This is a genomic window from Pseudomonas sp. MPR-R2A5, from assembly GCF_058793055.1.
Genome location: NZ_JBXAFK010000019.1, coordinates 1 through 24,028, shown reverse-complemented (window position 1 = coordinate 24,028; position 24,028 = coordinate 1). Strand labels below are relative to the sequence as shown.

General features: G+C 61.2%; 25 protein-coding genes. 8 read left to right on the top strand and 17 right to left on the bottom strand.

The features are described 5' to 3' along the window. Positions 1–37: 37 nt before the first annotated feature. From AC1Q6I_RS15155 to AC1Q6I_RS15125, 7 genes are all read right to left on the bottom strand, one after another. Positions 38–1,387, bottom strand: a complete 1,350-nt coding sequence (locus AC1Q6I_RS15155) for a CoA transferase (protein WP_102623787.1) — start codon at positions 1,385–1,387, stop codon at positions 38–40. A 40-nt stretch (positions 1,388–1,427) separates the two neighbouring features. Next, positions 1,428–2,771 (bottom strand): sensor histidine kinase, encoded by a 1,344-nt coding sequence (locus AC1Q6I_RS15150; protein ID WP_024077122.1) that lies wholly within the window; start codon positions 2,769–2,771, stop codon positions 1,428–1,430. Between the two features lie 67 nt (positions 2,772–2,838). Beyond that, entirely contained in the window at positions 2,839–3,303 is a 465-nt protein-coding gene (locus AC1Q6I_RS15145; protein WP_024077121.1) for an LTXXQ domain-containing protein, read from the bottom strand. A 238-nt stretch (positions 3,304–3,541) separates the two neighbouring features. Beyond that, entirely contained in the window at positions 3,542–4,219 is a 678-nt protein-coding gene (locus AC1Q6I_RS15140; protein WP_024077120.1) for a response regulator transcription factor, read from the bottom strand. Between the two features lie 7 nt (positions 4,220–4,226). Continuing rightward, positions 4,227–4,634 (bottom strand): SH3 domain-containing protein, encoded by a 408-nt coding sequence (locus tag AC1Q6I_RS15135; RefSeq protein WP_024077119.1) that lies wholly within the window; start codon positions 4,632–4,634, stop codon positions 4,227–4,229. Between the two features lie 106 nt (positions 4,635–4,740). Continuing rightward, on the bottom strand, positions 4,741–5,040 hold the full coding sequence (locus AC1Q6I_RS15130; protein ID WP_024077118.1) for a YciI family protein: 300 nt from the start codon (positions 5,038–5,040) through the stop codon (positions 4,741–4,743). Position 5,041: 1 nt separating this feature from the next. Further along, positions 5,042–5,638 (bottom strand): septation protein A, encoded by a 597-nt coding sequence (locus tag AC1Q6I_RS15125; RefSeq protein WP_024077117.1) that lies wholly within the window; start codon positions 5,636–5,638, stop codon positions 5,042–5,044. Between the two features lie 87 nt (positions 5,639–5,725). Here AC1Q6I_RS15125 and AC1Q6I_RS15120 point away from each other — a divergent pair, with 87 nt between their 5' ends. From AC1Q6I_RS15120 to rluB, 5 genes are all read left to right on the top strand, one after another. Further along, positions 5,726–6,589, top strand: a complete 864-nt coding sequence (locus AC1Q6I_RS15120) for a PHP domain-containing protein (RefSeq protein ID WP_024077116.1) — start codon at positions 5,726–5,728, stop codon at positions 6,587–6,589. A 13-nt stretch (positions 6,590–6,602) separates the two neighbouring features. Then, positions 6,603–7,232: an L-threonylcarbamoyladenylate synthase gene (locus AC1Q6I_RS15115; protein ID WP_024077115.1), complete on the top strand. Its 630-nt coding sequence runs from the start codon at positions 6,603–6,605 to the stop codon at positions 7,230–7,232. Continuing rightward, complete coding sequence (locus AC1Q6I_RS15110) at positions 7,233–8,051, top strand: segregation and condensation protein A (RefSeq protein ID WP_024077114.1); 819 nt, start codon at positions 7,233–7,235, stop codon at positions 8,049–8,051. It begins immediately after the preceding gene. 12 nt (positions 8,052–8,063) lie between these two features. Next, positions 8,064–9,038 (top strand): SMC-Scp complex subunit ScpB, encoded by a 975-nt coding sequence (gene scpB, locus AC1Q6I_RS15105; RefSeq protein ID WP_102623786.1) that lies wholly within the window; start codon positions 8,064–8,066, stop codon positions 9,036–9,038. 291 nt (positions 9,039–9,329) lie between these two features. Continuing rightward, a complete protein-coding gene (rluB, locus tag AC1Q6I_RS15100; RefSeq protein WP_024077112.1) occupies positions 9,330–10,574 on the top strand; it encodes a 23S rRNA pseudouridine(2605) synthase RluB in 1,245 nt (414 codons plus the stop codon). A gap of 128 nt (positions 10,575–10,702) precedes the next feature. Here the strand turns inward: rluB and AC1Q6I_RS15095 are convergent, their stop codons facing one another. Both AC1Q6I_RS15095 and AC1Q6I_RS15090 read right to left on the bottom strand, forming a co-directional pair. Beyond that, on the bottom strand, positions 10,703–11,662 hold the full coding sequence (locus AC1Q6I_RS15095) for a CgnE/CgnB domain-containing protein (RefSeq protein WP_069076938.1): 960 nt from the start codon (positions 11,660–11,662) through the stop codon (positions 10,703–10,705). Between the two features lie 73 nt (positions 11,663–11,735). Then, on the bottom strand, positions 11,736–11,873 hold the full coding sequence (locus AC1Q6I_RS15090) for a hypothetical protein (protein WP_003237751.1): 138 nt from the start codon (positions 11,871–11,873) through the stop codon (positions 11,736–11,738). 646 nt (positions 11,874–12,519) lie between these two features. Between AC1Q6I_RS15090 and AC1Q6I_RS15085 the strand changes: the two genes are divergently transcribed. Continuing rightward, positions 12,520–13,941 (top strand): amino acid permease, encoded by a 1,422-nt coding sequence (locus AC1Q6I_RS15085; RefSeq protein WP_102623785.1) that lies wholly within the window; start codon positions 12,520–12,522, stop codon positions 13,939–13,941. Between the two features lie 84 nt (positions 13,942–14,025). Here the strand turns inward: AC1Q6I_RS15085 and AC1Q6I_RS15080 are convergent, their stop codons facing one another. After that, a complete protein-coding gene (locus AC1Q6I_RS15080) occupies positions 14,026–14,400 on the bottom strand; it encodes a c-type cytochrome (RefSeq protein ID WP_102623784.1) in 375 nt (124 codons plus the stop codon). Between the two features lie 69 nt (positions 14,401–14,469). Here AC1Q6I_RS15080 and arfB point away from each other — a divergent pair, with 69 nt between their 5' ends. Beyond that, positions 14,470–14,883, top strand: a complete 414-nt coding sequence (arfB, locus tag AC1Q6I_RS15075; RefSeq protein ID WP_024077108.1) for an alternative ribosome rescue aminoacyl-tRNA hydrolase ArfB — start codon at positions 14,470–14,472, stop codon at positions 14,881–14,883. Here arfB and AC1Q6I_RS15070 read toward each other — a convergent pair. The 3 genes from AC1Q6I_RS15070 to AC1Q6I_RS15060 form a co-directional block, all read right to left on the bottom strand. Then, positions 14,880–16,076 carry an MFS transporter gene (locus AC1Q6I_RS15070; protein ID WP_024077107.1) on the bottom strand — a complete coding sequence of 399 codons (1,197 nt, stop codon included), beginning with the start codon at positions 16,074–16,076 and terminating at the stop codon, positions 14,880–14,882. The two genes, arfB and AC1Q6I_RS15070, sit on opposite strands and share 4 nt — an antisense overlap. Positions 16,077–16,180: 104 nt before the next feature. Beyond that, a complete protein-coding gene (locus AC1Q6I_RS15065; protein ID WP_069076940.1) occupies positions 16,181–16,363 on the bottom strand; it encodes a hypothetical protein in 183 nt (60 codons plus the stop codon). A 363-nt stretch (positions 16,364–16,726) separates the two neighbouring features. Next, positions 16,727–17,038, bottom strand: a complete 312-nt coding sequence (locus tag AC1Q6I_RS15060) for an Mpo1-like protein (RefSeq protein WP_024077104.1) — start codon at positions 17,036–17,038, stop codon at positions 16,727–16,729. Between the two features lie 160 nt (positions 17,039–17,198). On the opposite strand from AC1Q6I_RS15060, the gene AC1Q6I_RS15055 reads away from it, so the two are divergent. Next, positions 17,199–18,257, top strand: a complete 1,059-nt coding sequence (locus AC1Q6I_RS15055; protein ID WP_024077103.1) for an AraC family transcriptional regulator — start codon at positions 17,199–17,201, stop codon at positions 18,255–18,257. On the opposite strand, the gene AC1Q6I_RS15050 is transcribed toward AC1Q6I_RS15055, so the two are convergent. The 4 genes from AC1Q6I_RS15050 to AC1Q6I_RS15035 form a co-directional block, all read right to left on the bottom strand. Next, positions 18,214–19,668: a TrkH family potassium uptake protein gene (locus tag AC1Q6I_RS15050; protein ID WP_024077102.1), complete on the bottom strand. Its 1,455-nt coding sequence runs from the start codon at positions 19,666–19,668 to the stop codon at positions 18,214–18,216. The genes AC1Q6I_RS15055 and AC1Q6I_RS15050 overlap by 44 nt on opposite strands. 245 nt (positions 19,669–19,913) lie before the next feature. Continuing rightward, a complete protein-coding gene (locus tag AC1Q6I_RS15045) occupies positions 19,914–21,257 on the bottom strand; it encodes an imelysin family protein (RefSeq protein ID WP_024077101.1) in 1,344 nt (447 codons plus the stop codon). Between the two features lie 126 nt (positions 21,258–21,383). Further along, positions 21,384–23,435: a putative bifunctional diguanylate cyclase/phosphodiesterase gene (locus AC1Q6I_RS15040; protein WP_024077100.1), complete on the bottom strand. Its 2,052-nt coding sequence runs from the start codon at positions 23,433–23,435 to the stop codon at positions 21,384–21,386. A gap of 238 nt (positions 23,436–23,673) precedes the next feature. After that, positions 23,674–23,847 carry a hypothetical protein gene (locus AC1Q6I_RS15035; RefSeq protein WP_158244156.1) on the bottom strand — a complete coding sequence of 58 codons (174 nt, stop codon included), beginning with the start codon at positions 23,845–23,847 and terminating at the stop codon, positions 23,674–23,676. Positions 23,848–24,028 lie beyond the last annotated feature (181 nt).

Genomic DNA, 24,028 nt, shown 5'->3' with positions numbered 1-24,028 from the left:
CGTGGGAGGGGGCTTGCCCCCGATGGCGATCTTCAAGTCACCACTGAGGCCGGTGTGAGCCCAGTTCCCCAGCCGGCAAATCCCACTGCACCGGCGTGCCGCTAATGCTCAGTGGCGCCAGCAAACGGTGGGCCTGACCCCAGGCTGTTTGTTCCACCACCAACCCCTGATCGCTTGGCTCTTCGGCACGCAACCCGGCCTGCTCCGGTACTTGCCCCGCATCCACCAGCAATTTCGCCGTGCGCGCCAATGACAAGCGCGCCGCCCCACCCCGGCCTGATGCCAAGCGCTCACCCAAGGCCCGGATTGCACTGGCCGCCATCAGGTAGCCGGTGGCATGATCCAGCGCCTGCAACGGCAGCGGCACTGGTTTATCCGCCCGCTTCCAGGCCATGCCCGCCTCAGCGATGCCGCTGCTCATCTGCACCAGGCTGTCAAAGCCGCGACGATTGCGCCACGGGCCGCTCCAGCCGTAGGCGTTGAGGCTGACGTCAATCAGCCCGGGAGCGAGGTGTTGCAGTTCGCCCGCGGTGTAACCCAGTTGTTCCAGTGCATCGGCGCGGTAACCGTGGAACAGTACGTCAGCGTCCTTGAGTAAGGCTTCGAATACCTGTCGGCCTTCAGCGCCTTTCAGGTCGAGGCGAGCGCAGCGCTTGCCCAGGGTCATTTCCGGTACCACGCCGGGTTCGTTCCAGGTGGGCGAGTCGATGCGCAATACATCCGCGCCCAGGCCGGCGAGGAAACGACTGGCCACGGGGCCGGCCAATACGCGGGTCAAGTCCAGCACCTTGATGCCGGTCAACGGGCGGGCAGCCGAACCGAGCCAGGGTTTGTCGGTGCCATTTTCGAAGACCTGACGCTGTATCAGTTCTTCGGCATTCACCGCCAGGCCCTGCGGATGTTGCTGCCAGGCTTGCCAGCCACGCATCTGCGCCGCACAACCGCCGGCCTCGACAATCGACTGTTCCAGTTCGGCGGCGTTCCAAGCCGTGACTTTGGCTGCCATTTCGGCGCGGTCGGCAGCCCGCCCCAGCACCCGCTCGGCCGCTGCACGGTGATGGGGCGCGTTGGTGTGCAAGCGAATCCAGCCATCGGCGCTGGCATAGTCGCCGGCCACCGGGTCCCACAATGGCGGTACTTGCCAGCCCACCGGGCGAATCGAGGAAGAGAACCAGAAGGAGGCCAGGCGTCGGTCCACGCTCACACTGGGCAGGCGCCCGGTCTGTTGCTGGATCAGTTGGGCGACGGCCTGGCCGGCGGCACCGATGCTGGCGCTGGCCAGGTCGGTCACGGCGAAGGTCGAGGGCAGGGCGCCGGCCTCGGTCAGGGGCAGCGGGGTTTGCGGCAGATCGAGTGCGGCTTGGATGGGAGTCAGCAGGTCAGTCATCAAAGGCCCTCCGTAAGAGAAGGGCCACTATAGAAGATCCTCACATCGGTGTGACAACTCCCGGCTCCAGCGGCAGGTCAATGCTGGCGATAAAACCACCGTCGGGGTGATTGGCCAGGATCAGGCTGCCGCCGTGGCGTTCAGCGGCGCGACGGGCAATGGCCAGGCCCAGGCCATGGCCCTGCGCAGTCTGGCCGGGCGCTCGGTAGAACGGTTCGCCCAACTGGCTCAGGTGCTCGGCGTCGACGCCAGGGCCATGGTCACGCACGCTGATCAGAATGCGTTCGCCCTGGTGTTGGGCCTGCAACTCGATGGGCAGTCCCTGTGGGTTGAAGCGCTGGGCATTACGCAGCAGGTTATCCACCGCGCGTTCGATCATGGTCGGCCAGCCTTTGAGATGCAGGTCGGCGTCGGCCGTCAGTTGCACCACCTGGTCCGGTGCGCTGAGCTGGGCGTCTTTTTGCAGGGTCTTGAGCAGCGGGATAAGGTCGACCTCCTCGGCGCTGGCGTTGTCGGCATCGACCCGGGCCAGCACCAGAATCTCACTGATCAGCGCTTCCAGGCGGTCGCATTCACGCGTCAGGCGCGGCCAGAGCTTTTCCCGTTCCTCAGGGCTGGCACGTTCAGCCAGCGCGAGGGCGATCCGCAAGCGGGCCAGGGGCGAGCGCAGTTCGTGAGACACGTCGCGCAGCAATTGGCGCTGGCTGCCGATCAAGCTTTGCAGGCGTGCGCCCATGCGGTTGAAGTCGGTGGCGAGCACGCCGAATTCATCGCGGCGGTTGGCCAGTTGCGCCAGGCTGTTTTGCTGGTAGGTGGCCTGGCCGAGGTCATGCACCGCACCGCGCAGGCGGCTTAAGGGGCGGGTAATGGACAGTGTCACCAACAGGCTGAAGAGCGTGAGCACCACCAGCGCGATCGCCAGTGCGCTCAACGGCCACAACAGGCTGTTACGGTGCCAGGCATCCAACTCCGGGTGGGGGATGCGGTAGATCAGCAGGTAGGTGTCACCGGTTTTTTCGCTGGTGTACTCGGCGGTCAGGCGCCGCCAGGGCAGGTGGCCGTCCTTGCTGTCGTTCTGCCGGGCCTCGAAGGCGGCGGCGCGTCGCGGGAAGGTGCCGCGCACCACGGGCTCGCCGCTTTCGTTGAGCACTTGCACGTCGATGTGGTACTGGCGCTTGCGCTGTTGCAGCAGGTCTTGGGCGGCGTCCTCACCCTGGGTTTCGTAGAGTTGGGTCCACTCTTCGGCCAGGTTATTGAGGCCGGGATGGCGGCTGAGAATCCAGGCGTCCTGGTTGAGCATATGCCCAAGCAGGATCGACAGCCCGGCAACCAAGGCGATGGCCAGCCAGAAACTGGCCAGGATGCGCCAGAACAATGAACGCACAGGAAACCCTCAAACAGGAAAAGCCCAGTGGCGTGAGCCACTGGGCTGGGGGAGTGACGCTAACGCATTATTGCGCTTTTTGCGGCTGTTGCGCCTTCCAGGCCTGGAATTCCTTCCACTCGGCACGGCGCTGTTCTTGCTTCTTGACGATTTCGTCGAATTTTTTCTGCTGGTCGGGCTTGAGCACGGCACGGATGTCGGCCTGGGTTTTCTGTCTGCCGGCTGCGATTTCATCCTGCATGGCTTTCTGGTCAGCGGCCGGGAGTTTGTCCAGGTACTTCTTGACCAGGTCTTTGCGAGCGTGCCATTGGTCACCCATCAGCCTGCCGATCTGCTCCCGCTGTTCCTTGCTCAAATCCAGCTGGCTGAATGGGCCACCCTTGCCACGCGGGCCGTGTTCACCGCCGTGGCCCGGGCCACCCATCATGTGGCCTTCAGGGCCGCCCATCGGGCCTGGACCTTCGGGCATCGCGGCCATGGCAACGGTCGGCAGGGCGGCGGCGAACATCAGAGCGATTAGGGTCTTGCGCATGGTGATTCTCCTGTCTCTATTCCGGTGAGTCCGGATGTGAGTAGATTACGGAGATCAAGGTCAGCGGCGGTCAGGTGTGGGTAAAGCTTGGGTAAAGAGGGTTTTGTCGCGAACTGACAAAACCCTGTAGGAGCGAGCCTGCTCGCGAAAAACGCAAGATAAGCGCGGGCATTCAGGCCGCCCGTATTATCGTTGACGTTTTTCGCGAGCAAGCTCGCTCCTACAGGGGCGGGGGGGGTTAGAGGCTGTAGTAGTAACCGCGACTGCGCAGCGCCACGATCCGTGGCCGTCCGTCCGGGTGCGGGCCGATCTTTTTGCGCAGGTTGCTTACGTGCATGTCCAGGCTGCGATCGTAAAGGGTCAGCTTGCGGCCGAGGGCGATCTGCGCCAGTTCCTGCTTATCCAGCGGTTCGCCGGGCTGGCGCAGCAAGGCTTCCAGCAGGCGGCTTTCGGAGACGGTGAGGGTGAATTCCTGTTCATCAATGCTGACCACGCCGCGCACCGGGCTGAAGCACAGGTCGCCCAGTTCAAGCTGGGTCGACACGGCCGCCGGGTGGCTGCGGCGCAATACCGCGCGCAGGCGGGCAGTCAATTCGCGGGGGTCACAGGGCTTGGCCAGGTAATCGTCGGCACCCAGTTCCAGGCCGAGGATACGGTCCAGCGGTTCGCCCCGGGCCGAGAGCATCAACACCGGCAGCTCCGGGTGGTCGTTGCGCAATTGCTTGAGCAGCTCCAGGCCGCTGCCGTCGGGCAGCATCACATCGAGCACCACCGCCGCTGGGGCGCTGTCGGCCAATGCTTTACGGGCGCTCAAGCCGTCGTGGCAGGCGCGTACCTGGAAGCCTTCCTGGCCCAACCAACTGGTCAGCAGCTCACAGAGCTCCTGGTCATCATCTATCAGTAGCAGCTCGCTCATGACTCACTCAATTTAGCCATTGTCGACGACGACGGTGTCCACCGCTGGCGAAGATCCCGCACAGCAAGGCGATCAGCGCGACGGCCCCACCGGTGACGAACCATTGCTGTTGCTCGGTCAGCCATCGGGTCAAGCCGCCACCCTCTGTTTCTTTGAGTTGCTGGACCAGGCGTTGGTTCTCTTGGCGCAAGCGACTCAGTTGAGCGCTTTCGCGGGCCGCATCGGCCGTTTGCAGTTGCTTGCTCAGTTCTTCGCGCAGTCGTTCGCTTTCTTTCAAACGTTGCTGCAATTCGGTGATCTGGCTGCCGGCACTCAAGGACAGGGGCGTAGAACTGCCGGTGTTCGAGGTTTCTTCAGCGTGGGCCGTAGCCCCGATCATTAACACTGCCAACAGACACAACTGACGTAAGCGCATCGGAACTCCTGATTCCACACGAATATTCAGAACGTTGTCGGCAGGTTACCGAGAATAATGAGCAAATAGGAGTGCGCCGAACCGATTAGGTTCGGCGCGACCCGAATCAAGGCAGGACTTGCTTGAACGGTTTGACCACGACGTCGGCGTAGACGCCGGCTGCGACATAGGGGTCGGCCTTGGCCCAGGCCTGGGCGTCGGCCAGGGAAGCGAACTCGGCGACGATCAGGCTGCCGGTGAAACCGGCGTCGCCCGGGTCGTTGCTGTCAACGGCCGGGTGCGGGCCGGCCAGCACGATGCGGCCTTCGGCTTGCAGCACTTTCAGGCGCTCGACATGGGCCGGGCGCACGGACAGGCGTTTTTCCAGCGAGTTGGCAACATCGGTAGCAATGATGGCGTAGAGCATGTCAATCCTCGGTTTTCGGCGTGGTGGGCTCGGTGTCATGCAGGTGACGCGACAGGTAGATGCCCTGACCGACCAGGAACAGCACGGTCATGCCCAGGCTGCCGAACACTTTGAAGTCGACCCAGTAGTCCTGGAAGGTAAAGGCCACGAACAGGTTGGCGGCGCCGCAGAACAGGAAAAAAACGATCCAGGCCACGTTCAAGCGGGTCCAGACCGGCTCCGGCAGGGTCAATGCATGGCCCATGATCCGCTTGATCAGCAGGCGATCCCCGATGAAGTGGCTGCCGATGAATGCGAGGGCAAACAGCCAGTTCACCACCGGGGCTTTCCATTTAAGGAAGGTTTCGCTGTGGAAGGCCAGGGTCAGGCTACCGAAGACCAGGCACGCCACCAGGGTCAGCCATTGGCTTTTTTCCAGCTTGCGCTGGGAGATGAAGATGGCGCCGTAGACCACGATGGAGCTGATGATCAGCACCGCGGTGGCGCTGTAGATGCCTCCGACGGTCAGCTCATGGCCGGCGAGATCGATGACCCTGGGGTCGAGTTTGTAAACGATGAAAAACAGCAACAGCGGGATGAAGTCGATGAATTGTTTCACAGTAAGAGCCAGAAGCTGGATGTGGCGGCATAATAACAAACATCCTTGGTAGCGAAAGCGCCAGCTGACTTGAGGTTACACTCCCCCGTGAATGTTGATTTGCACTGCCACAGCACGGCCTCCGACGGCGCCCTGGCGCCCGCGGTACTGGTTGCGCGTGCGTTTGAAAAAGGCGTGCGAGTCCTATCGTTGACCGACCACGACACCCTCGAAGGCCTCGATGAAGCCCGCGAGGCGGCGCATGCCCTGGGCATGCAACTGGTCAACGGCGTGGAATTGTCCTGCACCTGGGGGGGCGCCACCATTCATGTGCTGGGCTATGGCTTCGATCAAAAAGCCCCTGCGCTGGTCGAGGCCATCGCCCAATTGCACGATGGCCGTTGGCTGCGGTCCGAAGAAATAAGTCGCAAGCTCGGCCTTAAAGGCATGGCCAACGCCCTCGACGGCGCCCGGGCCATCCAGCAGGAACTGGGTGACAGCGGCAACGCGCCGGCCCGTCCGCATTTTGCCGACTGGATGGTGCGTGAAGGGTTTGTCAGGGATCGCGCCGAAGCTTTTCGCAAATGGCTGGGCGCCGGCAAGTTGGGCGACGTCAAGCAACACTGGCCAACCCTGGAAGACACCGTCGAGACCCTGCGGGCCTCCGGGGCCTGGGTCAGCCTGGCACATCCCTGGCATTACGATTTCACCCGCAGCAAGCGCCGCAAGCTGATTGGCGACTATATTGGTGCGGGCGGCCACGCGATTGAAGTGGTCAACGGGCATCAACCCGCCGAACAGGTTGGCAGCCTGGCGATTCTTGCCCGCGAATTTGGTCTGCTGGTCAGTGCCGGCAGTGACTTTCATGGCCCAGGCGGCTGGTCCGAGATTGGCGAGTATCGCCCCGTCCCGGAAGACTTGCCGCTCTTGTGGGGGCGATTCAAGCATGACCCCATTACTGCCACCGTCTGAACAGGTAGAACACGTGAGTCAATTCTTCCAGATTCATCCGGAAAATCCCCAGGCGCGCCTGATCAAGCAGGCTGTGGAGATCATCCGCGCCGGCGGCGTGGTGATCTATCCAACGGATTCGTCCTACGCCATTGGTTGCCAGATTGGCGACAAGAACGCGGTCGAGCGTGTCCGGCGCCTGCGGGGCCTGGACAAGAACCACAACTTCGCACTGATTTGCAGCGACCTGTCCCAATTGGGCCTGTTCGCCAAGGTCGACACCGGCACCTTCCGCCTGCTCAAGGCCCACACGCCGGGGCCCTACACCTTTATCCTCAACGCCACCCGCGAAGTGCCGCGCCTGCTGCTGCACCCCAAGAAGCGCACCATCGGCCTGCGCGTGCCGGAACATCCCATTGCCCTGGCCCTGCTGGCCGAGCTGGGTGAGCCGTTGATGAGCGTGTCGTTGATCCTGCCCGGCGAAGCCGAGCCGCTATACGACCCCTACGAAATGCGCCGCCTGTTGGAAAAACACGTCGACCTGATCATTGACGGTGGTTATGGCGGCAACAAAGCCTCCACCGTGATCAACCTGGCCGACGGCGAGCCGGAAGTGGTGCGTGTCGGCTGCGGTGACCCGACTCCGTTTATGGTCGAGGCCTGAATGTCGGCCGTGGAAACCGTCGACAGCCAGGCCGGTGCCCAACAGGAACTGCCGTTCGCCATGGTGTACGGCCAGGCGGTCATGGAAATGCCGCTGGACCTGTACATCCCGCCGGACGCCCTGGAAGTCTTCCTTGACGCCTTCGAAGGCCCGCTGGACTTGCTGCTGTACCTGATCCGCAAGCAGAACATCAACATCCTCGACATTCCGGTGGCGGAAATCACCCGCCAGTACATGGGCTATGTCGAGCTGATGCAGTCGGTGCGCCTGGAGTTGGCCGCCGAGTACCTGGTGATGGCTGCCATGCTCGCCGAGATCAAGTCGCGCATGCTGCTGCCGCGTTCGGAAACCGTCGAGGCTGAAGAAGACGACCCGCGTGCCGAACTGATCCGCCGCTTGCAGGAGTACGAACGCTTCAAGGCCGCCGCCGAAGGCATCGACGGCCTCAGCCGCGTGGGCCGCGATGTGCTGGTGCCCAAGCTCGACGCCCCGGAGGCCCGAGCGCGCAAATTGCTGCCGGACGTGAGCCTGGAAGAGTTACTGATGTCCATGGCCGAGGTGCTGCGCCGTGGCGATATGTTTGAACACCACCAGGTCAGCCGCGAGGCCCTGTCGACCCGCGAGCGCATGAGCGACGTGCTCGAACGCCTCAAGGGCGGTGGCTTCGTGCCGTTTGTCGAGCTGTTCACAGCCGAAGAAGGGCGCCTGGGGGTGGTGGTGACCTTTATGGCGATCCTCGAACTGGTCAAGGAGTCCTTGGTCGAGTTGGTCCAGAATGAGCCTTTTGCGGCTATCCACGTGCGGGCGCGAGCCGAATAAAGAGCTGAATCGATGAATCTGACTGAACCCCGCGAACTGGCCCCGTTGCTGGAGGCCTTTCTCCTGGCCTCGGGTAAGCCGCAATCCCTGGAGCGCCTGTTCGAACTCTTTGAAGAAGCCGAACGCCCTGAGCCCCCGGTCTTTAAAAAGGCGCTGGAGATTTTGCGCAAGTCCTGCGATGGCCGCGCCTTTGAACTGCGCGAAGTGGCGTCGGGTTACCGCCTGCAGATCCGTGAGCAGTTTTCCCCGTGGGTCGGCCGCTTGTGGGAAGAACGCCCGCAGCGATATTCCCGCGCGATGCTCGAGACCATGGCGCTGATTGCCTATCGCCAGCCGATTACCCGGGGCGAAATCGAAGACGTGCGCGGCGTGGCGGTCAACAGCCATATCGTCAAGACGCTGCTGGAGCGCGAGTGGATTCGCATCGTTGGCTACCGCGATGTGCCCGGCAAGCCGGCGATGTTCGCCACTACCAAGGCATTCCTCGACCACTTCAACCTGAAAAACCTTGACGACTTGCCGCCGCTCGCCGAACTGCGCGAGATGGAAGCCGAGCCGGTGCTCGACTTCGACGACGTGCCGGTTCCGGCCAGCCTGCAGGAACTGGCCGATGCCACCGCCGAGCCGGAGGAGCCAAAGGACGAAACCAGCTTCCACACCCTGTTGCTGGAACTGGACGACATGGAGCAGGGCATCAAGACCGACTTCGACGACTTGTTGCGTGACGGCGCATCCGAACCGGACGCCCAGGTAAACGTCGAAACCGAGCCGGTGGTCGAAGTCGAAATTGAACCTGAACCTGAACCTGAACCTGAACCTGAAGCAGAGGCCGAGGCCGAGGAAGACATCCTCGGCGTCGCCGAAGCCCGGGAAAAACTCCTGGCCGCCGTCGCCGCCCTCGAACAACCGCCGTTGAGCGATGAAGAAGACGAAGCCCGCGCGCTGGCCGAAGCCATCGAGAACGAGCGACGCCAGCTAGAAGACTGACGCGATCCCCCTGTAGGAGCGAGCTTGCTCGCGAAGATCGTCAACGAAAACGCGGGGAATCTGGGGGGGGGGCGGTGTTCTTGCGTTTTTCGCGAGCAAGCTCGCTCCTACAGGATGTGCACCACCGGTCGGCGGAAAGACCACTGACCAGGCGCTTATCGACTAGTCTCTGATGCGCAACGCGCAGCATGCGCGTATGATTCGCGCCCCTTTGCCGACGTATTCGGCCAAAGCCCCGCTTTCAACACTCTTCAGGCCACGCCTGAATCGACCCACCGGGAGGTGCTTAAGATGAACGACAAAGACCAGAACGACAGCCAGGAAATCGGCCCAGCAGGCGAAAAACTGCAAAAGGTGCTGGCACGTATCGGCGTGGGCTCGCGCCGCGACGTCGAAGCCTGGATCACCCAGAAGCGCATCAAGGTCAACGGCGTAGAGGCCACCCTTGGCCAGCGCGTCGACCTGCACGATGCAATCACCATTGATGGCAAGGTCATCAAGCGTGAAGAGGCTGCCGAATCGGTACGCCGCGTCATCATGTACAACAAGCCCGATGGCGAAATCTGCACCCGTGACGACCCGGAAGGCCGTCCGACCGTGTTCGACAAAATGCCAAAGCCCAAAGAAGGCCGCTGGATCAATATCGGCCGTCTCGACATCAACACCACCGGCTTGCTGATGTTTACCACCGACGGTGAACTGGCCAACCGCCTGATGCACCCGTCTTACGAGATGGACCGTGAATACGCGGTGCGTGTACGCGGTGAAGTCGACGACGAGATGATCGAGCGCCTCAAGGCTGGTGTGGTACTGGAAGACGGCCCGGCCAAGTTCACCGACATCAAGCAGGCTCCAGGCGGCGAAGGCTTTAACCACTGGTACCACTGCGTGGTGATGGAAGGTCGTAACCGTGAAGTTCGTCGCCTGTGGGAATCCCAGGGCCTGGTGGTCAGCCGCCTGAAGCGCGTGCGTTTTGGCCCGGTGTTCCTCAACTCCGACCTGCCAATGGGCCGCTGGCGCGAAATGAGCCAGTACGAAGTCGACATCCTCAGCGCCGAAGTTGGCCTGACGCCGGTCGCCATGCCGCAGATGAACGCCAAGAGCAAAGACAAGCTCGAGCGTATGCAGCGTAAATCGTCGCGCCCTGTGGCCCGTACCGAGCGCGTTGCGCGCACCCTGCGCCCGGCACTGAACGCACCGGCAACCGGCGGGCGTATTTCTCGTGAGCCGCAGATCGAAGGCGAGCGCCGCCCAACGGCTCCGTCGCGCCAGGAAGGCGAGCGTGCACCACGCGCACCGCGCCCGGCAGGCCGTGGTGAAGCACCTGCTGGTGGTCGCAGTAATCGCGGTGAGGCCGGTCGCGGTGCGCCATCGGATCGTCCGGCCGACAGCGCCAACACCAAACGCCCAGCCAAGCCAGCGCCGAAAAAGCGCCCTGGCCTGAAACTGGTCGCAGACGAGCCGTCGGGCAAGCGCCGTGGCGCTCCTGCGGGTTCCGGTCAGCGTCCAGGCTTTGGTCGCAAGAAGCCGCAGTGATGTAAGCGCTGCACACCAACGCCAACCCTAGGGTTGGCGTTTTTTTTGCCTTGGAATACAGGCAAAAAATGTGGGAGGGGGCTTGCCCCCTCCCACATTTGGATCTTCATCCTTTTCAAGGTCGGTGCTCAGAACGCGAACGTGCCGTCAAACACCGGTTTGTCATCCAGGGCCAAGACCCCACTGGCAAAGATCAGATCCAGGTGATGGCTGCCTTTCTGCCCGCCGCCCAAGCCCAGGTGCAAGCCGCAATGACGCTCCTCGAACCCGGCATTGCGGGCGTACAGATCCTTGACCCCCTCATTGGTGCCGATCCCCAGCTCTTCCACCCGGCGGTTGGAAGGGTTGGCATTCAGGTATTTGTTGAAATCCTCCGCGAGCCCCGGCACGTCACTGGCCACGCTGCAGATGGTCGAGTTCTCGATCCACAACTCCAAGGGTGATTGCAGTACACCGTATTTGCGCGCAAAGGGGATGGTGCTGAGGAAGGTCCCCATGAACCGCACTTGGCCATTGATCGCCTCGCTGTGGGTAGCGATCTCGCCGGGGGCCAGGTCGTGGTTGCCGATACCGTTGATATTGGTCCACTTCTTGATGCTGCTCAGCGGCGCTTCCAGGCGCGAGCCGTGTTCGTCGGTAAAGCTCAGCACCGTGGCCTGGGACATGCGCCGGATCAGCGTGGCATTGAGGTCGGCGATACGCTGCGGTTCGACGCTGAAGGTGTCGTAGAAATAGTCGCCGTAATCCTTGAACAGCAGGGATTTCTTCCAGTGTTCAGCCATGACCTCATGCAAGGCGCGAATAAAGTCCGGGCCTTCGGCGCGTGGGTTGGGCAAGGTCGAGGAGTCGTACAGAAACAGGTACAGGTCGCAGGCTTCGATGGCCTGGGCCAGGTGGTGGCTGGGCGCCAGGTCCAGGCGTTGTACCTGGAAGTTAAAACGGGCGGCACTGCCGTGGGTGATGGCCTGGGCAATGGCGTCGTAGCGTTCGGTATGGCCCAGTAACACGGTCGGGCGGCTCAGGCCGATAAGGGCCGGGTGATGCGCGAGGTAGTAGAGAAAGTGTTCGACGGCGCGGGCCTTGTCCATGACGTATGTCCTTCTGTGCCTTGGGTAAGGGGGCAGGTGCCGTGCACAGCACCTGCCGGATGCCTGCCGCGTGTTAGAAAGGCCACATCGCGGTGCCAAAGGGCACAACGGCGTCGGCTTGCATCATTTCAACGGCTGCCTCGTGGGTCGGTGCTTCAAACCAATCGTCAAGTTGCAGTTCGGTTTCCAGGTCTTTTTCCAGTGCTTGCATGGTGTATCTCCTAGAGGACGTTGTTTGAGAACGGCTTGCCAGCGGCTTCGCTGGGCAAGTGAAAGAACCTAGGTGAGAGTGTTTGGTAATGCAAAAAATTTATTGACACGGTTTCATTTGCATTTTTTGTTCTGTTTTTTCAGGGCGTCGATTTATTCAGAAAAAACAGTTGGCTAGCTGACACGACAGGTCAGCAATTTCCTGGCGACAATTTTCTGCTGAATGACGGATAAGCGTGCCTGTAACGCTGGGTTTCCGCGGTGTAACAATAAATTTACGATATTGGCCGGGCATTTCTCAGCCTCGCCAAGCTGTAAGGAATACCTGACAGATTGTCGCGCACGCTCTGCGACGGCCTCCCGAAGCTGTCGAGCGGTGTACAATGCGCCGCGTTTTACTGTGACCCCCTTGCGTAACCACGCAAATGGCCAAGACCTCAGGGTGACTCGCCCTGATCATTCCGCCTGGCCACGAGCCAGTCGGGTTCGATTTCGTCACAGATAAAAACAAACAGGTGACGCATGACCGTTAGAACGACGCTGTACTCCTGGTGCCTGCGCTGGGGTTTGAGCGGTGCTGCTTGAGTCGGTAATTCAAGCCAGCAACGTGCATTCAACATCATCAAACCTTGCGTGAGACCCTTTTCATGAGTGGACCCCATTCTTCTTCAGGCGAGCTGAAACGCGGCCTGAAAAATCGGCATATCCAGTTGATCGCCCTCGGTGGTGCCATCGGTACCGGCCTGTTCCTGGGCTCGGCCGGGGTGCTCAAATCCGCCGGCCCGTCGATGATCCTCGGCTATGCCATCTGCGGCTTTATCGCGTTCATGATCATGCGCCAGCTCGGCGAAATGATTGTCGAAGAGCCGGTCGCCGGTTCTTTCAGCCACTTTGCCCACAAGTACTGGGGCGGTTTCGCCGGCTTCCTGTCGGGCTGGAACTGTTGGATCCTGTACATTCTGGTGGGCATGTCGGAGCTGACGGCTGTCGGCAAGTACGTGCATTACTGGTGGCCGGAGATCCCGACCTGGGTGTCGGCGGCAGCGTTTTTCGTGCTGATCAATTTGATCAACCTGGCCAACGTCAAAGTCTTCGGTGAGGCCGAGTTCTGGTTTGCCATCATCAAGGTGGTGGCCATCGTCGGCATGATCGCCCTGGGCAGTTACTTGCTGGTCAGCGGCAGCGGCGGCCCACAAGCCTCGGTGAGCAACCTGTGGGAACATGGCGGCTTCTTCCCCCATGGCGTCGGCGGGTTGGTGATGGCCATGGCGATTATCATGTTCTCCTTCGGCGGCCTGGAAATGCTCGGTTTCACCGCTGCCGAAGCCGACCAGCCACGCACCGTGATCCCCAAGGCAATCAACCAGGTGATCTACCGCATCCTGATCTTCTACATCGGCGCCCTGGTGGTGCTGTTGTCGCTGACGCCGTGGGACAGCCTGCTGGCGACCCTCAACGCGTCCGGCGATGCCTACAGCGGCAGCCCGTTCGTGCAGGTGTTCTCGATGCTGGGCAGCAACACCGCCGCGCATATCCTCAATTTCGTGGTGCTGACGGCGGCGCTGTCGGTGTACAACAGCGGCACCTACTGCAACAGCCGCATGCTGCTGGGCATGGCCGAGCAGGGCGATGCGCCCAAGGTGTTAGCAAAGATCGACAAGCGCGGCGTGCCAGTGCGTTCGATCCTCGCTTCGGCGGCGGTCACGCTGGTGGCAGTGTTGATGAACTACTTGATCCCGCAACACGCGTTGGAGCTGCTGATGTCCCTGGTGGTGGCCACGCTGGTGATCAACTGGGCGATGATCAGCTTCTCGCACTTCAAGTTCCGCCAGCACATGAACCGCACCGGCCAGGTGCCGCTGTTCAAGGCGTTGTGGTACCCGTATGGCAACTACGTCTGCCTGGCGTTCGTGGTGTTTATCCTGGTGATCATGCTGATGATTCCGGGGATCCAGGTGTCGGTGTACGCGATCCCGGTGTGGGTCGCGTTCATGGCGGTGTGTTACGGGATCAAGAACAAGCGCAGTGCTGAAGCCGCGTTGAGCGCAGCGAGTGCGACACTGAAGTAAACAGGCGCACGTCTAAAGAAAACCCCGCACCCTGTATTCCGCTGTCGGGAACTCAGGGCGCGGGGTTTTTGAATGTTGAAGTCGTCAACTTTTTGAAATCACACCGCTCATGTATTCGTTCAAGTCGCGCAAGTCCTTGACGTTCCAGGCATGCGGCGCGACCTTCACCCCATTCTCGCGCAGCGTTTTTGGGATCAGGTCTCCATTCGGGCGGAGTATGACCGAAGACACAATAACGCCCGGATAAGCCGCCAGCCGTTTTTTGAAGGCCGGGGTTGTAAGGTCAGGTGTGGGCGGGTTGCTTTTCTTGGCCAACGGCCCCGTTGCCTTGAGGTCTGGCCCGTGGCACATGGCGCATCGCTGTGAATAGAGGTTTTTGCCATTGGTATTGTCTGCAAGGGACAGTGGCGTTTGAATGAGTGATAAGGTGCCGAGCAAAGTGATCAATAGTATTTTCATGTTCATGCGTCCTTGTTGTTGATGTTGTTGTCCGAGTTGGGCGTGTCCGTTGCCTAAGGTTTTTGATCGATGCTGGTGATATCCAATAATGTGCAGCTACCCGATGCCGAGATCGAGCTGACTGCCATCCGCGCCCAGGGCGCCGGTGGTCAGAACGTCAATAAGGTGTCGAGCGCGGTGCACCTGCGGTTTGATATTCCAGCATCGTCGTTGCCGGATTTCTACAAGGAGCGGTTGCTGGCGCTGCGTGACAGTCGGATCACCAGCGAAGGGGTGCTGGTGCTCAAGGCCCAGCAATATCGGACCCAGGAGCAGAACCGCGCCGATGCGCTGGAGCGCCTGGTGGAGTTGATCCTCAGCGCCACCAAGGTCGAGAAGAAGCGCCGCCCCACCAAGCCCACGCTGGGTTCGAAGAAGCGCCGCCTGGAATCCAAGACCAAGCGCGGCAGCATCAAGGCCGGGCGCGGCAAGGTCGATTTCTAGGCACCGCGCGACTCACGGGCCTTGGGCGCTTGCCGGTACAGGTAGACACTCAGCAGCAACCCTCCCAGGGCGGCAAGGGCGGCGAACAGGAAGATCGAGGCGAAGCCGAAGCCTGCCGCCACGGCCCCGGCCAGCGGGCCGGTAATCCCCAGCGACAAGTCGATAAACAACGAGTAAGCCCCTACCGCCGAACCCCGGCTGGACGCGGGCACCAGGTTGACCGCCTCCACCCCGAGCGCCGGGAACACCAGGGAAAAGCCGAAGCCGCTCAACGCCGCCCCAGCCAGGGCCAGGTGGGCATCCGGCGCCAGCCACAGCAACAACAGGCCAAGGATCTCCACTGACAGGCAGGCGATCGCCACGCGAAAGCCGCCAATCCGGTTGATCAAATTGCCGAACAACAGGCGGGCGCCGATAAAGCTGGCACCGAACAGGCTCAAGGCCCACACCGCGTTATCCCAGTGCTGGGTGGTGTAGTACAGGGTGATAAAGGTGGCGATGGTGCCAAAGCCGATGGAGCCCAGGGCCAGCGCGCAACCGTGGGGCAGGACCCGACCCAGCACGTTCATGAACGGCAGGCGCACCCCGGCCACAATCGGCGCCGCTTCCTTGGGCCAGGCCAGGGCGACGCCGATGACCGCCAGCAGAATGATGCTGACCCCCATGCTCCACAACCCGAGATGACTGACCAGCAGCACCCCCAACGGTGCGCCGACCGCCAGCGCGCCGTAGCTGGCGATGCCGTTCCATGAGATCACCTTGGCGGTATTTGTCGCGCCCACACGGCCAATGCCCCAGCCGATGGCGCCCGAACCGACCAGGCTTTCAGCACTGCCCAAGACCAGGCGGCCGATCAGCAGGCTGCCCAGGCTCAAGGCCGGCAGGCTGGAAAACCAGGCTGCGAGCAACATGAACACGCCGCTCAGGCCGCAGCCCACCAGCCCGATCAATACCGCACGCTTGCTGCCCAGGTTGTCGATGATGCGCCCGGCGTAGGGGCGGCTCAGTAAGGTGGCCAGGTATTGCACGCTGATCACCAGCCCGGCGATCACCGCGCCATAGCCCAGTTCGCTGTGGACATAGCCGGGCAATACGGCAAGGGGGATGCCGATGTTCAGGTAGCCGATGAAGGTGAACAACACGATGGAAACAACTTGCAGCGTGACCGCCATGGGGCGCTGGGTATCTGGCATGGGAGAGGTCCACTGTCGCAGCAGGTAAAGATAGGCTGCTAATGATACCGGGGCTTTGGTCCGCGCAGGGCGGTAAAACGCAAAAACCTCAGATCAAAAAGACCTCAGGATCGAGCGGGGGCCAGCAATTGGGTGGTGACCAGGGCGGCCAGCGCATTTTCCTGGGTACCGAAGCGCTTGAGCAAAACGGCTTGTTTGTCTGCGCTGAGGCGGTTCCAGACGTCGACCATCTGCAAGGCCGTATCAAGCACGGCGGTATCGCGGCTGTCGGGAGGGGTATCGGTCATGGTGGGGATCTCGGGCAATTCAGGCAGTGTGGAAAGCGCTCAAAGGTGCGCTTTCCACACGGTCTGGTACGGCGTCAGTCCTGGCTTTTGCTGTCGACTGGTTTTGCTTCTTTGGCCTCAGGCTGCTTCGCGCTGGCCTGCTGCGGGGTTGGCTGCTCAGTTTCGTGCAGGCTTGGGAAGGGGAGATTAGGTATCTCGTGCATCGTCGTCGCTCCTCGCAAGGTCTGTGGTTTTCAATCGCAGGTGATTCCGCGCTCTCAAAAAGCCTTGGCAGGATACAGCACTGTAAATGACAAAAAGACTTTTATATCGACGGATGTGCGAGCCTTGATTTTTTTACGCAAGTGACAAGAGGCCGCACGGCTAGAACGGCACCTTGCCGAGGATCATGTCGCGGTACATCACGAAATCCCCCAGCAGGCTGTAGAACGGGTGCTGGAAGGTCGCCGGCCGATTCTTTTCGAAGAAGAAGTGGCCCACCCAGGCGAAGCCATAGCCGGCGATGGGCACCGCCAGCAACAGGCCCAGGGAGCCCTTGCCCACCGCATACGCCAAAAAGCCAATCACCAGCGTGGTCCCGATGAAGTGCAGGCGCCGGCACGTGCTGTTGGCGTGCTCCGCCAGGTAATAGGGGTAGAACTCGGCAAAGCTGTTGAATCGCTTGATGTTTTGCACGACGGGCGGCCCTTTGATTGTTATGCCGCCCAACAGATGTTCGGCGGGGAGCTTATTTGAGTCTAGAGTGATCAGTGGTAACAGCCAGTGACAATAGATGCCACTTTAGTATCCTTGGCTTCCTGGCTGCTGGTTGAGCCTGCTTTTTTAAGAAGACGCCATGAGCGAACGAACAACTTCTGCAAGCTGGGCGATGGGGATAGTCAAGGCATTGGAAATGGACGGCCTGGATTGCCATGCCTTGTTCCAGCAACTGGGCCTGGACTACGCCGCCCTCAACGATCCCGATGCGCGTTTTCCGCAAGACTCCATGACGCGGCTCTGGCAGCGCGCGGTTGAGTTATCGGGCAACCCCGCGATCGGCCTGAACATGGGCAAGGTGGTGCGCCCGGCGTCGTTCCATGTGGCCGGCTATGCGCTGATGTCCAGTAACACCCTGGCCGAAGGTTTTATGCGCCTGGTGCGTTACCAGCGCATCATTGCCGAAAGTGCCGACCTGAGTTTCCGCCTGTTACCCGAAGGTTATGCGCTGATCCTCACGGTTCATGGCGATCACCTGCCACCGACCCGGCAAAGCGCCGAAGCGTCGCTGGCCTGTGCATTGGCATTGTGCGGCTGGCTGACCGGTCGCACCCTGCAACCGCGCAAGGTGCTGTTGCAAGGCGAGCAGCCCGCGAACCTGGCGCCCTACAGGCAAGCGTTCCATGCCCCACTGGAGTTCGACGCGCCCTACGACGCGTTGATCTTCGAGCGCGCCGACATGGACGCGCCGCTGCCCACCGCTAACGAGGCCATGGCACTGTTGCACGATCGGTTTGCCGGTGAATACCTGGCGCGCTTCTCGGAAAGCCGTGTGACCCACAAGGCTCGGCAGGTACTGTGCCGCCTGTTGCCCCAGGGTGAGCCCAAGCGCGAAGTGGTGGCCCAGACCCTGCACCTGTCCCAGCGCACCTTGCAACGGCGTTTGCAGGAGGAGGGCACCAGTTTCCAGACCTTGCTCGACGACACCCGTCGCGAACTGGCCGAGCAATACCTGGCGCAGCCGAGCATGACCCTGCTGGAAATTGCCTACCTGTTGGGGTTTGCTGACCCGAGCAACTTCTTTCGCGCGTTTCGCCGCTGGTTCGATAGCACGCCCGGCGAGTACCGGGCGCGTCTGTTGGAAACCTCGACGGTCAGTGACGCCAGAACGCAGGAATACACAGAACAAAGACTGTAATGATCTCCAGCCGGCCCAGTAACATGCCCAGCGACAAAATCCACTTGGCCGCATCCGGCAGGCTGGCGAAGTTGCCGGCCGGGCCGATGGTTTCTCCCAGGCCCGGGCCTACGCCGGACACGGTGCTGGCGGCGCCGGTCAGGGCGGTCATCCAATCCAGGCCCAGCAGCGACAAGGCCAGGGCGATCATGCAGATGGTGATCGCGAAGAAGAACGAGAACGTGAGGATCGAGCGTACGATTTCTTCGTCGAGGCGGTGGCCGTTGTACTTCTGCTTGATCACCGCGCGCGGGTGAATCAGTTGGTTCAAGTTGGCCTTGAGCAGGATATAGGCGACCTGGAAACGGAAGATCTTGATTCCGCCCGCCGTGGACCCCGAGCAGCCGCCGATAAAGCCCAGGTAGAAAAACAGCATCAGTGAGAAGTTGCCCCACAGGCTGTAGTCCCCCAGTGCAAAGCCCGTCGTCGTAACCACCGACGTCACGTTCAGCGCCACATGGCGCAGGGCATCCAGCCAATGCAGGTTGGTGGTCCACCAGTACCAGGTGCCGAGCACCAGCCAGGTCACCAACAACAAGGCGAGCAGCCCCTGCACCTGCTGATCCTTGATCAACGCCCGGCGGTTGCCGCGCAACGTGGCGACATACAGGGTGAACGGCAGGCTGCCGAGGATCATCACCACCACCGCCACCCAGTGCACGGCCGGCTGTTTCCAGTGGGCCAGGGACTCATCGGAGGTGGAAAAACCGCCGGTGGAAATCGCCGACATCGCATGGTTGATCGCATCGAACAAGCCCATCCCGGCCCACCAGAACGCCAGGCTGCCGAGGATGGTGATGCCTACGTATGCCGCCACGATCAGCCGCGCCACCATGTGCGAACGCGGCATGACCTTCTCCGAGCGGTCCGAGGATTCGGTCTGGAACAGGCGCATGCCACCGATGCGCAGCAGCGGCAGGATCGCCACCGCCATGCCGATAAAGCCGATACCGCCGAGCCAGTGCAGCAGCGAGCGCCATATCAGGATGCCCGGAGACATGCTGTCCAGCCCGCTCAGGACCGTGGAACCGGTGGCGGTGATACCGGACATGCTTTCGAAGAAGGAGTCGGTGTAGCTGATGTGTTGGGTCAGCAAAAAGGGCAGCGCGGCGAAGATGCACACCACCACCCAACTGCTGACAGTCAGCAGGTACATGTCTCGGGGCCGCAAGTGCACATGCTCCGGGCGCCCGGGGATTACCAGGACCAGGCCGGCGACAAAGGTGATCAGGCTGGCCCACAGGAACGAAGGCAGGTCTTGGGTGCGCTCGAACAGCACCAGGGTGGCCATGGGCACAACCATGGCGATCGCGAGGGTGATCAGGAAGATGCCGATGATGAAACCGATGATGCGTAGGGTCGGCAACGCCATGAAGTGAGCTCGGGTGAAAGGAGAGAGGCGCCATTCTACCTGGGGTGCAGGGCATGTAAACCGGGCCGTCGAGACGATGCAGGTCAACTGTGGGAGGGGGCTTGCCCGATAGCGGCCTGTCAGTGAAGGAAGTACCGGCTGACCCACCGCCATCGGGGGCAACCCCCTCACACATGGGGTCTGTGGTAGAAGAGATAGCGCAAAAAAAGGCGACCCGAAGGTCGCCTCATTCAACACGGCACGGATCAGAACTCGTGATCAGCGTTATCCGGGTTCAGGTCGCTGATGCCCAGCTTGCCTGCAGCGGCTTCGATCGAGCCGGTCTGCTTGACCAGCGCGGCGATGGCGTCACGCACGATCTGGTTGCCCGCGTCGTTACCGGCAGCGATCAACTGGTCGTAATGTTCACCCTTGTTGGCATGATCAACCATGACCTGGATCTTCGCTTCGGTCGCGGCCAGGTCGGCCTTCAGGGCGCTATCGGCCGCCGGATCGACCTTGGCCACCAGCGACGACAGGCTGGCGCCCGTCATCTTGGTGCCGTCGACTCGGGTGTATTCGCCCAGGTAGACGTTGCGGATGCCCTTGGCGTCATAGAAGTGCGAGTTGTGGGTGTTGTCGCTGAAGCAGTCCTGCTCGTCTTCCGGCGAGTTGGCTTCCAGGGAAACCTTCATGCGCTCGCCGGCCAGTTCGCCCAATGACAGGCTGCCCATGCCGAACAGCATTTTGCGCAGGCCGTCGGTGGCAGGTTCTGCCTCCAGGGTGGCGCGGTAGTTGTCTTCGACGTTGGGTTTCCAGTTGCCGACCATTTCTTCTAGGTCGCTGACCAGCAGTTGGGTCACGGCGCGCAGGTAAGTGCGGCGACGCTCGTTGTGGCCGCCCGTGGCGCCGTCGCCCGTCATGTAGTCCGATGCAGGGCGGTTGCCGGCACCTGGGCCGGTGCCGTTCAGGTCTTGGCCCCACAGCAGGAATTCGATGGCGTGGTAGCCGGTGGCGACGTTGGCTTCGGAACCGCCGAGCTCATTGAGGCTGGCGAGTTTTTCCGGGGTGATGTCCTTCACGTCGACCTTGTCTTCGCCCACCTGGATCTCGGTATTGGCAATGATGTTGGCGTTGGCGCCTGGGTTACCCAGGGCGTGTTCGTAGGATTTGTCGGTGTAGTCGATCAAGCCTTCGTCCAGGGGCCAGGCGTTCACTTGGCCTTCCCAGTCGTCGATGATGGTATTGCCGAAGCGGAACACTTCGCTCTGCAGGTACGGTACGCGTGCAGCGACCCAGGCGGCACGGGCGGCTTTCAGGGTCTGGTCGTTCGGATTGGCGAGGAAGGTGTCGATCGCGGTCTGCAGGGTTTTCGCGGTGGATTCGGCGTCGCTGTAGACCGCGAATACCATGTCGGCGTAATGCGCGACCACAGCCTTGGCGGCTGCTTCGTCGACCTGGCCGGCAGGGGTGGCAGCCGCTGGAGCGGTAGTGCTGGCAGCCGGGGTCGGCGCCTGGGGCGCAGCGGCTTTGTCTTTACCTTCGCCGCAACCGGCGAGAGAAATGGCAATGGCCAGCAGACTGGCGGTGGCCAGGGGCATACGAATCATGGCGAACATCCTGCTTCGGTTGTTAATAGGGCGCGCGGGGCCGCGCAAAACTGCAACATAATGCGAAAGATTTGCATTTTGTGTAAAGGCTTAAACGAGGGAAATATTCAGTATTGTTTTATCGGCTCAAAGAATGGCTGCGTTATTGCGCTCGGACTGCTTCAAATAAGCTGCCAATTCCCGCGCTGGCAGCGGTTTGCTGTAGTGATAGCCCTGACCCTCATGGCAGCCTTCGGAGATGATATAGGCCTCTTGCTCCGCGGTTTCCACGCCCTCGGCGATCACCTGCATGCCCAGGCTTTTGCCCAACTGGATGATGGCGCGCACGATGGTTGCATCGTCATCGTCGTCCAGCAGGTCCTGAACGAAGCTCTTGTCGATCTTGATCTTGTCCAGGGGCAGGCTTTTCAGGTAGCTCAAGGATGAATAACCGGTCCCGAAGTCATCGATGGCGATCAACGCACCGGAACGGCGCAGGCTCAGCAGGTGCTGGGCGGCGGTGCTGATGTCTTCCATCAGGCCGGTCTCGGTCACTTCCAGTTCCAGGCTGCGGGGCGGCAAGCGGTAGATCTGCATGAGGTTATTGACCACTCGCGGCAGTTCGGCGTGGTGCAACTGCACGGTGGACAAGTTGACCGCCATGCGCAGGCCGGTGAAGCCCTGGTCATGCCATTCGCGCAGTTGCCGGCAGGCCTGGTCGAGCACCCATTCGCCAATGGGGATGATGGTGCCGTTCTGTTCCGCCAGCGGGATAAACAAGTCTGGCGGTACCAGGCCATGCTCCGGGTGCTGCCAGCGGATCAATGCCTCGACGCCGACCACACGGTGGTCGCGATAGCTGATCTGCGGCTGGTACACCAGGTGGAACTGGTCGCGGCTCAGGGCGTCGCGCAGGTCTTTTTCCAGTTCGCGGCGACGGCGCATTTCGCTGTCGACGCTGGCGATATAGAACTGGTACCGGTTGCGCGAGCGGCTCTTGGCCAGGGTCATGGTTTGTTCGGCTTTTTGCAGCAGCTTTTCGGTGCTGTCGCCGTCTTCCGGGAACAACGTGATGCCAATGGTGGCGCGCAGGCGGATCAGCTCATGGTCGAGGGCGAATTCCGCTTCCAGGTCATCGAGGATGCTTTGCGCCAGTTCAGCGGCTTCGTACGGCTGGTCGATATCGGCCTGCACCAGGGCAAACTGGTCGCCGCCGAGGCGGGCAAGCGCACCGAGGCGGCCACTGTGGGCGCGCAGGCGGTCGGCCAGGGCGAGCAATAATTTGTCGCCGGCCTGGTAGGTGAACTGCTCGTTGACGCTTTTAAAGTCGTCCAGGCCCACGCACAACACGGCCACGCGGCGTTGTCGGCGGCCGGCGTCGATCAGGATCTTGTCCAGTTGCTCCTGCAGTTTCTGGCGGTTCGGCAGGCCGGTGAGAAAGTCGTATTGGGCCATGCGCAGCAGGCTGGATTCAGCTTCGTGGCGCAGGTGGGTATTGCGTTCGATGGATTCGAGCAACTGATTGGCGGTGTTGATCCACAGCCCCAGTTCGTTGCGTTCGTGGCCCTTGAGCTGAGGGATCTTGTGTTCGCTGGGCCGGTCGGGGTTGATCGACGTCAGGTGCTCGATAATCCGCGACAACGGTTTGGTCAGCAGCCAGTGGTACACCAGGTACAGCACCAGGCCCATGGCCAGGGCGCGCAGCACACCGGAAATGAAGATGATCACCGAATTGACAATAAACCCCTGGCCATAGGTGGCTGTGTCGAGGGTGATGCTCAGGTCGCCGTAATATTCGCTGTAGGGGCCTTTGCCGACCAGGGCGGTGGTGAATGTGCGTTCCTGGCCGAGGATCAAGTCGGTCAGCCAGCGGCTGGGGGATTGCTGCATGGCGCGGCTTTTTTCCGCGAGCATGGTTTCGTTGGGATGGCCGATGGAGGCCATGCGCACCGCGTCGTCCTGAAACAGCCCCTCGATCACCTGCATGCCCATCTCGCGGTCCAGGCTATAGACGGCCTGGGTCGAGGGGTCGCGAAACATATCGAGGATGCGCTGGGCATCACTGGCCACGGCCTGGCGTGTCTTGTAGGCATCGAAGACGATCTGCGCGACGCTCAGCGCCACACCCACGATCAATGCCGACAGCAGCACAACCCGTAACAACTTCACCGACAAGCTGTTTTTGAGTTCCAGCTTCAAAGGGTCATTCCTTGTTCCATGCGGGTGGCCTTCAATATGCCATGAGTATTGGCAATCTGGTGAGGGCAGTCAAAGGGACATTAAGAGCAAGAGCCCAATCGACGTTTTGGCTGGATAAACGCGAGAGATGGCAGGTTATCTCATGGCTTGTCTGAAGTGGGCGAGGAGAGGGGCGGGCGCTGCAAGCCCCACTGGGAAAAAAGCGGAGGAGCTGCGCCTTTATTATTCGCAGAGTGTCTTAAAAACTAATCGGACCCTGTGGCTGTTGCTCTTCGCCGCCGATCTTCGCGCCGTCGCCGGCTGTGTCCATTGCTTTATTGGCCATGTCCATTGCGTCTTTTGCCAGATCCATCCCCGTCCCCAGAAGGCCCATTATCATTGAGATTGCACCTGCTCCCGATATCGGATCCATCGTCATTCCTCACACTTGATTAAGAGGTTCATTCCTCCTATCGCTTGTGTGGCGAATTCTGTTGTTGGGTTCCCGTGCTTATGGCCTGTCTATCCTGCGCCCGTAAAAAATCTATGGTCCCCCCCATTTTTGCAATACTGATTAACGGGCGATGTGGTTGGCTTGCTTAAATCTATCCGGC

Coding starts and splice junctions, on each gene's coding strand:
- AC1Q6I_RS15070 (WP_024077107.1), bottom strand. CDS start 16,076: ATGCCAGATACCCAGCGCCCCATGGCGGTCACGCTGCAAGTTGTTTCC.
- AC1Q6I_RS15080 (WP_102623784.1), bottom strand. CDS start 14,400: ATGAAAATACTATTGATCACTTTGCTCGGCACCTTATCACTCATTCAA.
- AC1Q6I_RS15095 (WP_069076938.1), bottom strand. CDS start 11,662: ATGGACAAGGCCCGCGCCGTCGAACACTTTCTCTACTACCTCGCGCAT.
- scpB (WP_102623786.1), top strand. CDS start 8,064: ATGAATCTGACTGAACCCCGCGAACTGGCCCCGTTGCTGGAGGCCTTT.
- AC1Q6I_RS15055 (WP_024077103.1), top strand. CDS start 17,199: ATGAGCGAACGAACAACTTCTGCAAGCTGGGCGATGGGGATAGTCAAG.
- AC1Q6I_RS15090 (WP_003237751.1), bottom strand. CDS start 11,873: ATGCAAGCACTGGAAAAAGACCTGGAAACCGAACTGCAACTTGACGAT.
- arfB (WP_024077108.1), top strand. CDS start 14,470: ATGCTGGTGATATCCAATAATGTGCAGCTACCCGATGCCGAGATCGAG.
- rluB (WP_024077112.1), top strand. CDS start 9,330: ATGAACGACAAAGACCAGAACGACAGCCAGGAAATCGGCCCAGCAGGC.
- AC1Q6I_RS15145 (WP_024077121.1), bottom strand. CDS start 3,303: ATGCGCAAGACCCTAATCGCTCTGATGTTCGCCGCCGCCCTGCCGACC.
- AC1Q6I_RS15045 (WP_024077101.1), bottom strand. CDS start 21,257: ATGATTCGTATGCCCCTGGCCACCGCCAGTCTGCTGGCCATTGCCATT.
- AC1Q6I_RS15050 (WP_024077102.1), bottom strand. CDS start 19,668: ATGGCGTTGCCGACCCTACGCATCATCGGTTTCATCATCGGCATCTTC.
- AC1Q6I_RS15065 (WP_069076940.1), bottom strand. CDS start 16,363: ATGACCGATACCCCTCCCGACAGCCGCGATACCGCCGTGCTTGATACG.
- AC1Q6I_RS15110 (WP_024077114.1), top strand. CDS start 7,233: ATGTCGGCCGTGGAAACCGTCGACAGCCAGGCCGGTGCCCAACAGGAA.
- AC1Q6I_RS15085 (WP_102623785.1), top strand. CDS start 12,520: ATGAGTGGACCCCATTCTTCTTCAGGCGAGCTGAAACGCGGCCTGAAA.
- AC1Q6I_RS15130 (WP_024077118.1), bottom strand. CDS start 5,040: ATGCTCTACGCCATCATTGCTACCGATGTTGCCAACTCGCTGGAAAAA.
- AC1Q6I_RS15140 (WP_024077120.1), bottom strand. CDS start 4,219: ATGAGCGAGCTGCTACTGATAGATGATGACCAGGAGCTCTGTGAGCTG.
- AC1Q6I_RS15035 (WP_158244156.1), bottom strand. CDS start 23,847: ATGGATCCGATATCGGGAGCAGGTGCAATCTCAATGATAATGGGCCTT.
- AC1Q6I_RS15155 (WP_102623787.1), bottom strand. CDS start 1,387: ATGACTGACCTGCTGACTCCCATCCAAGCCGCACTCGATCTGCCGCAA.
- AC1Q6I_RS15135 (WP_024077119.1), bottom strand. CDS start 4,634: ATGCGCTTACGTCAGTTGTGTCTGTTGGCAGTGTTAATGATCGGGGCT.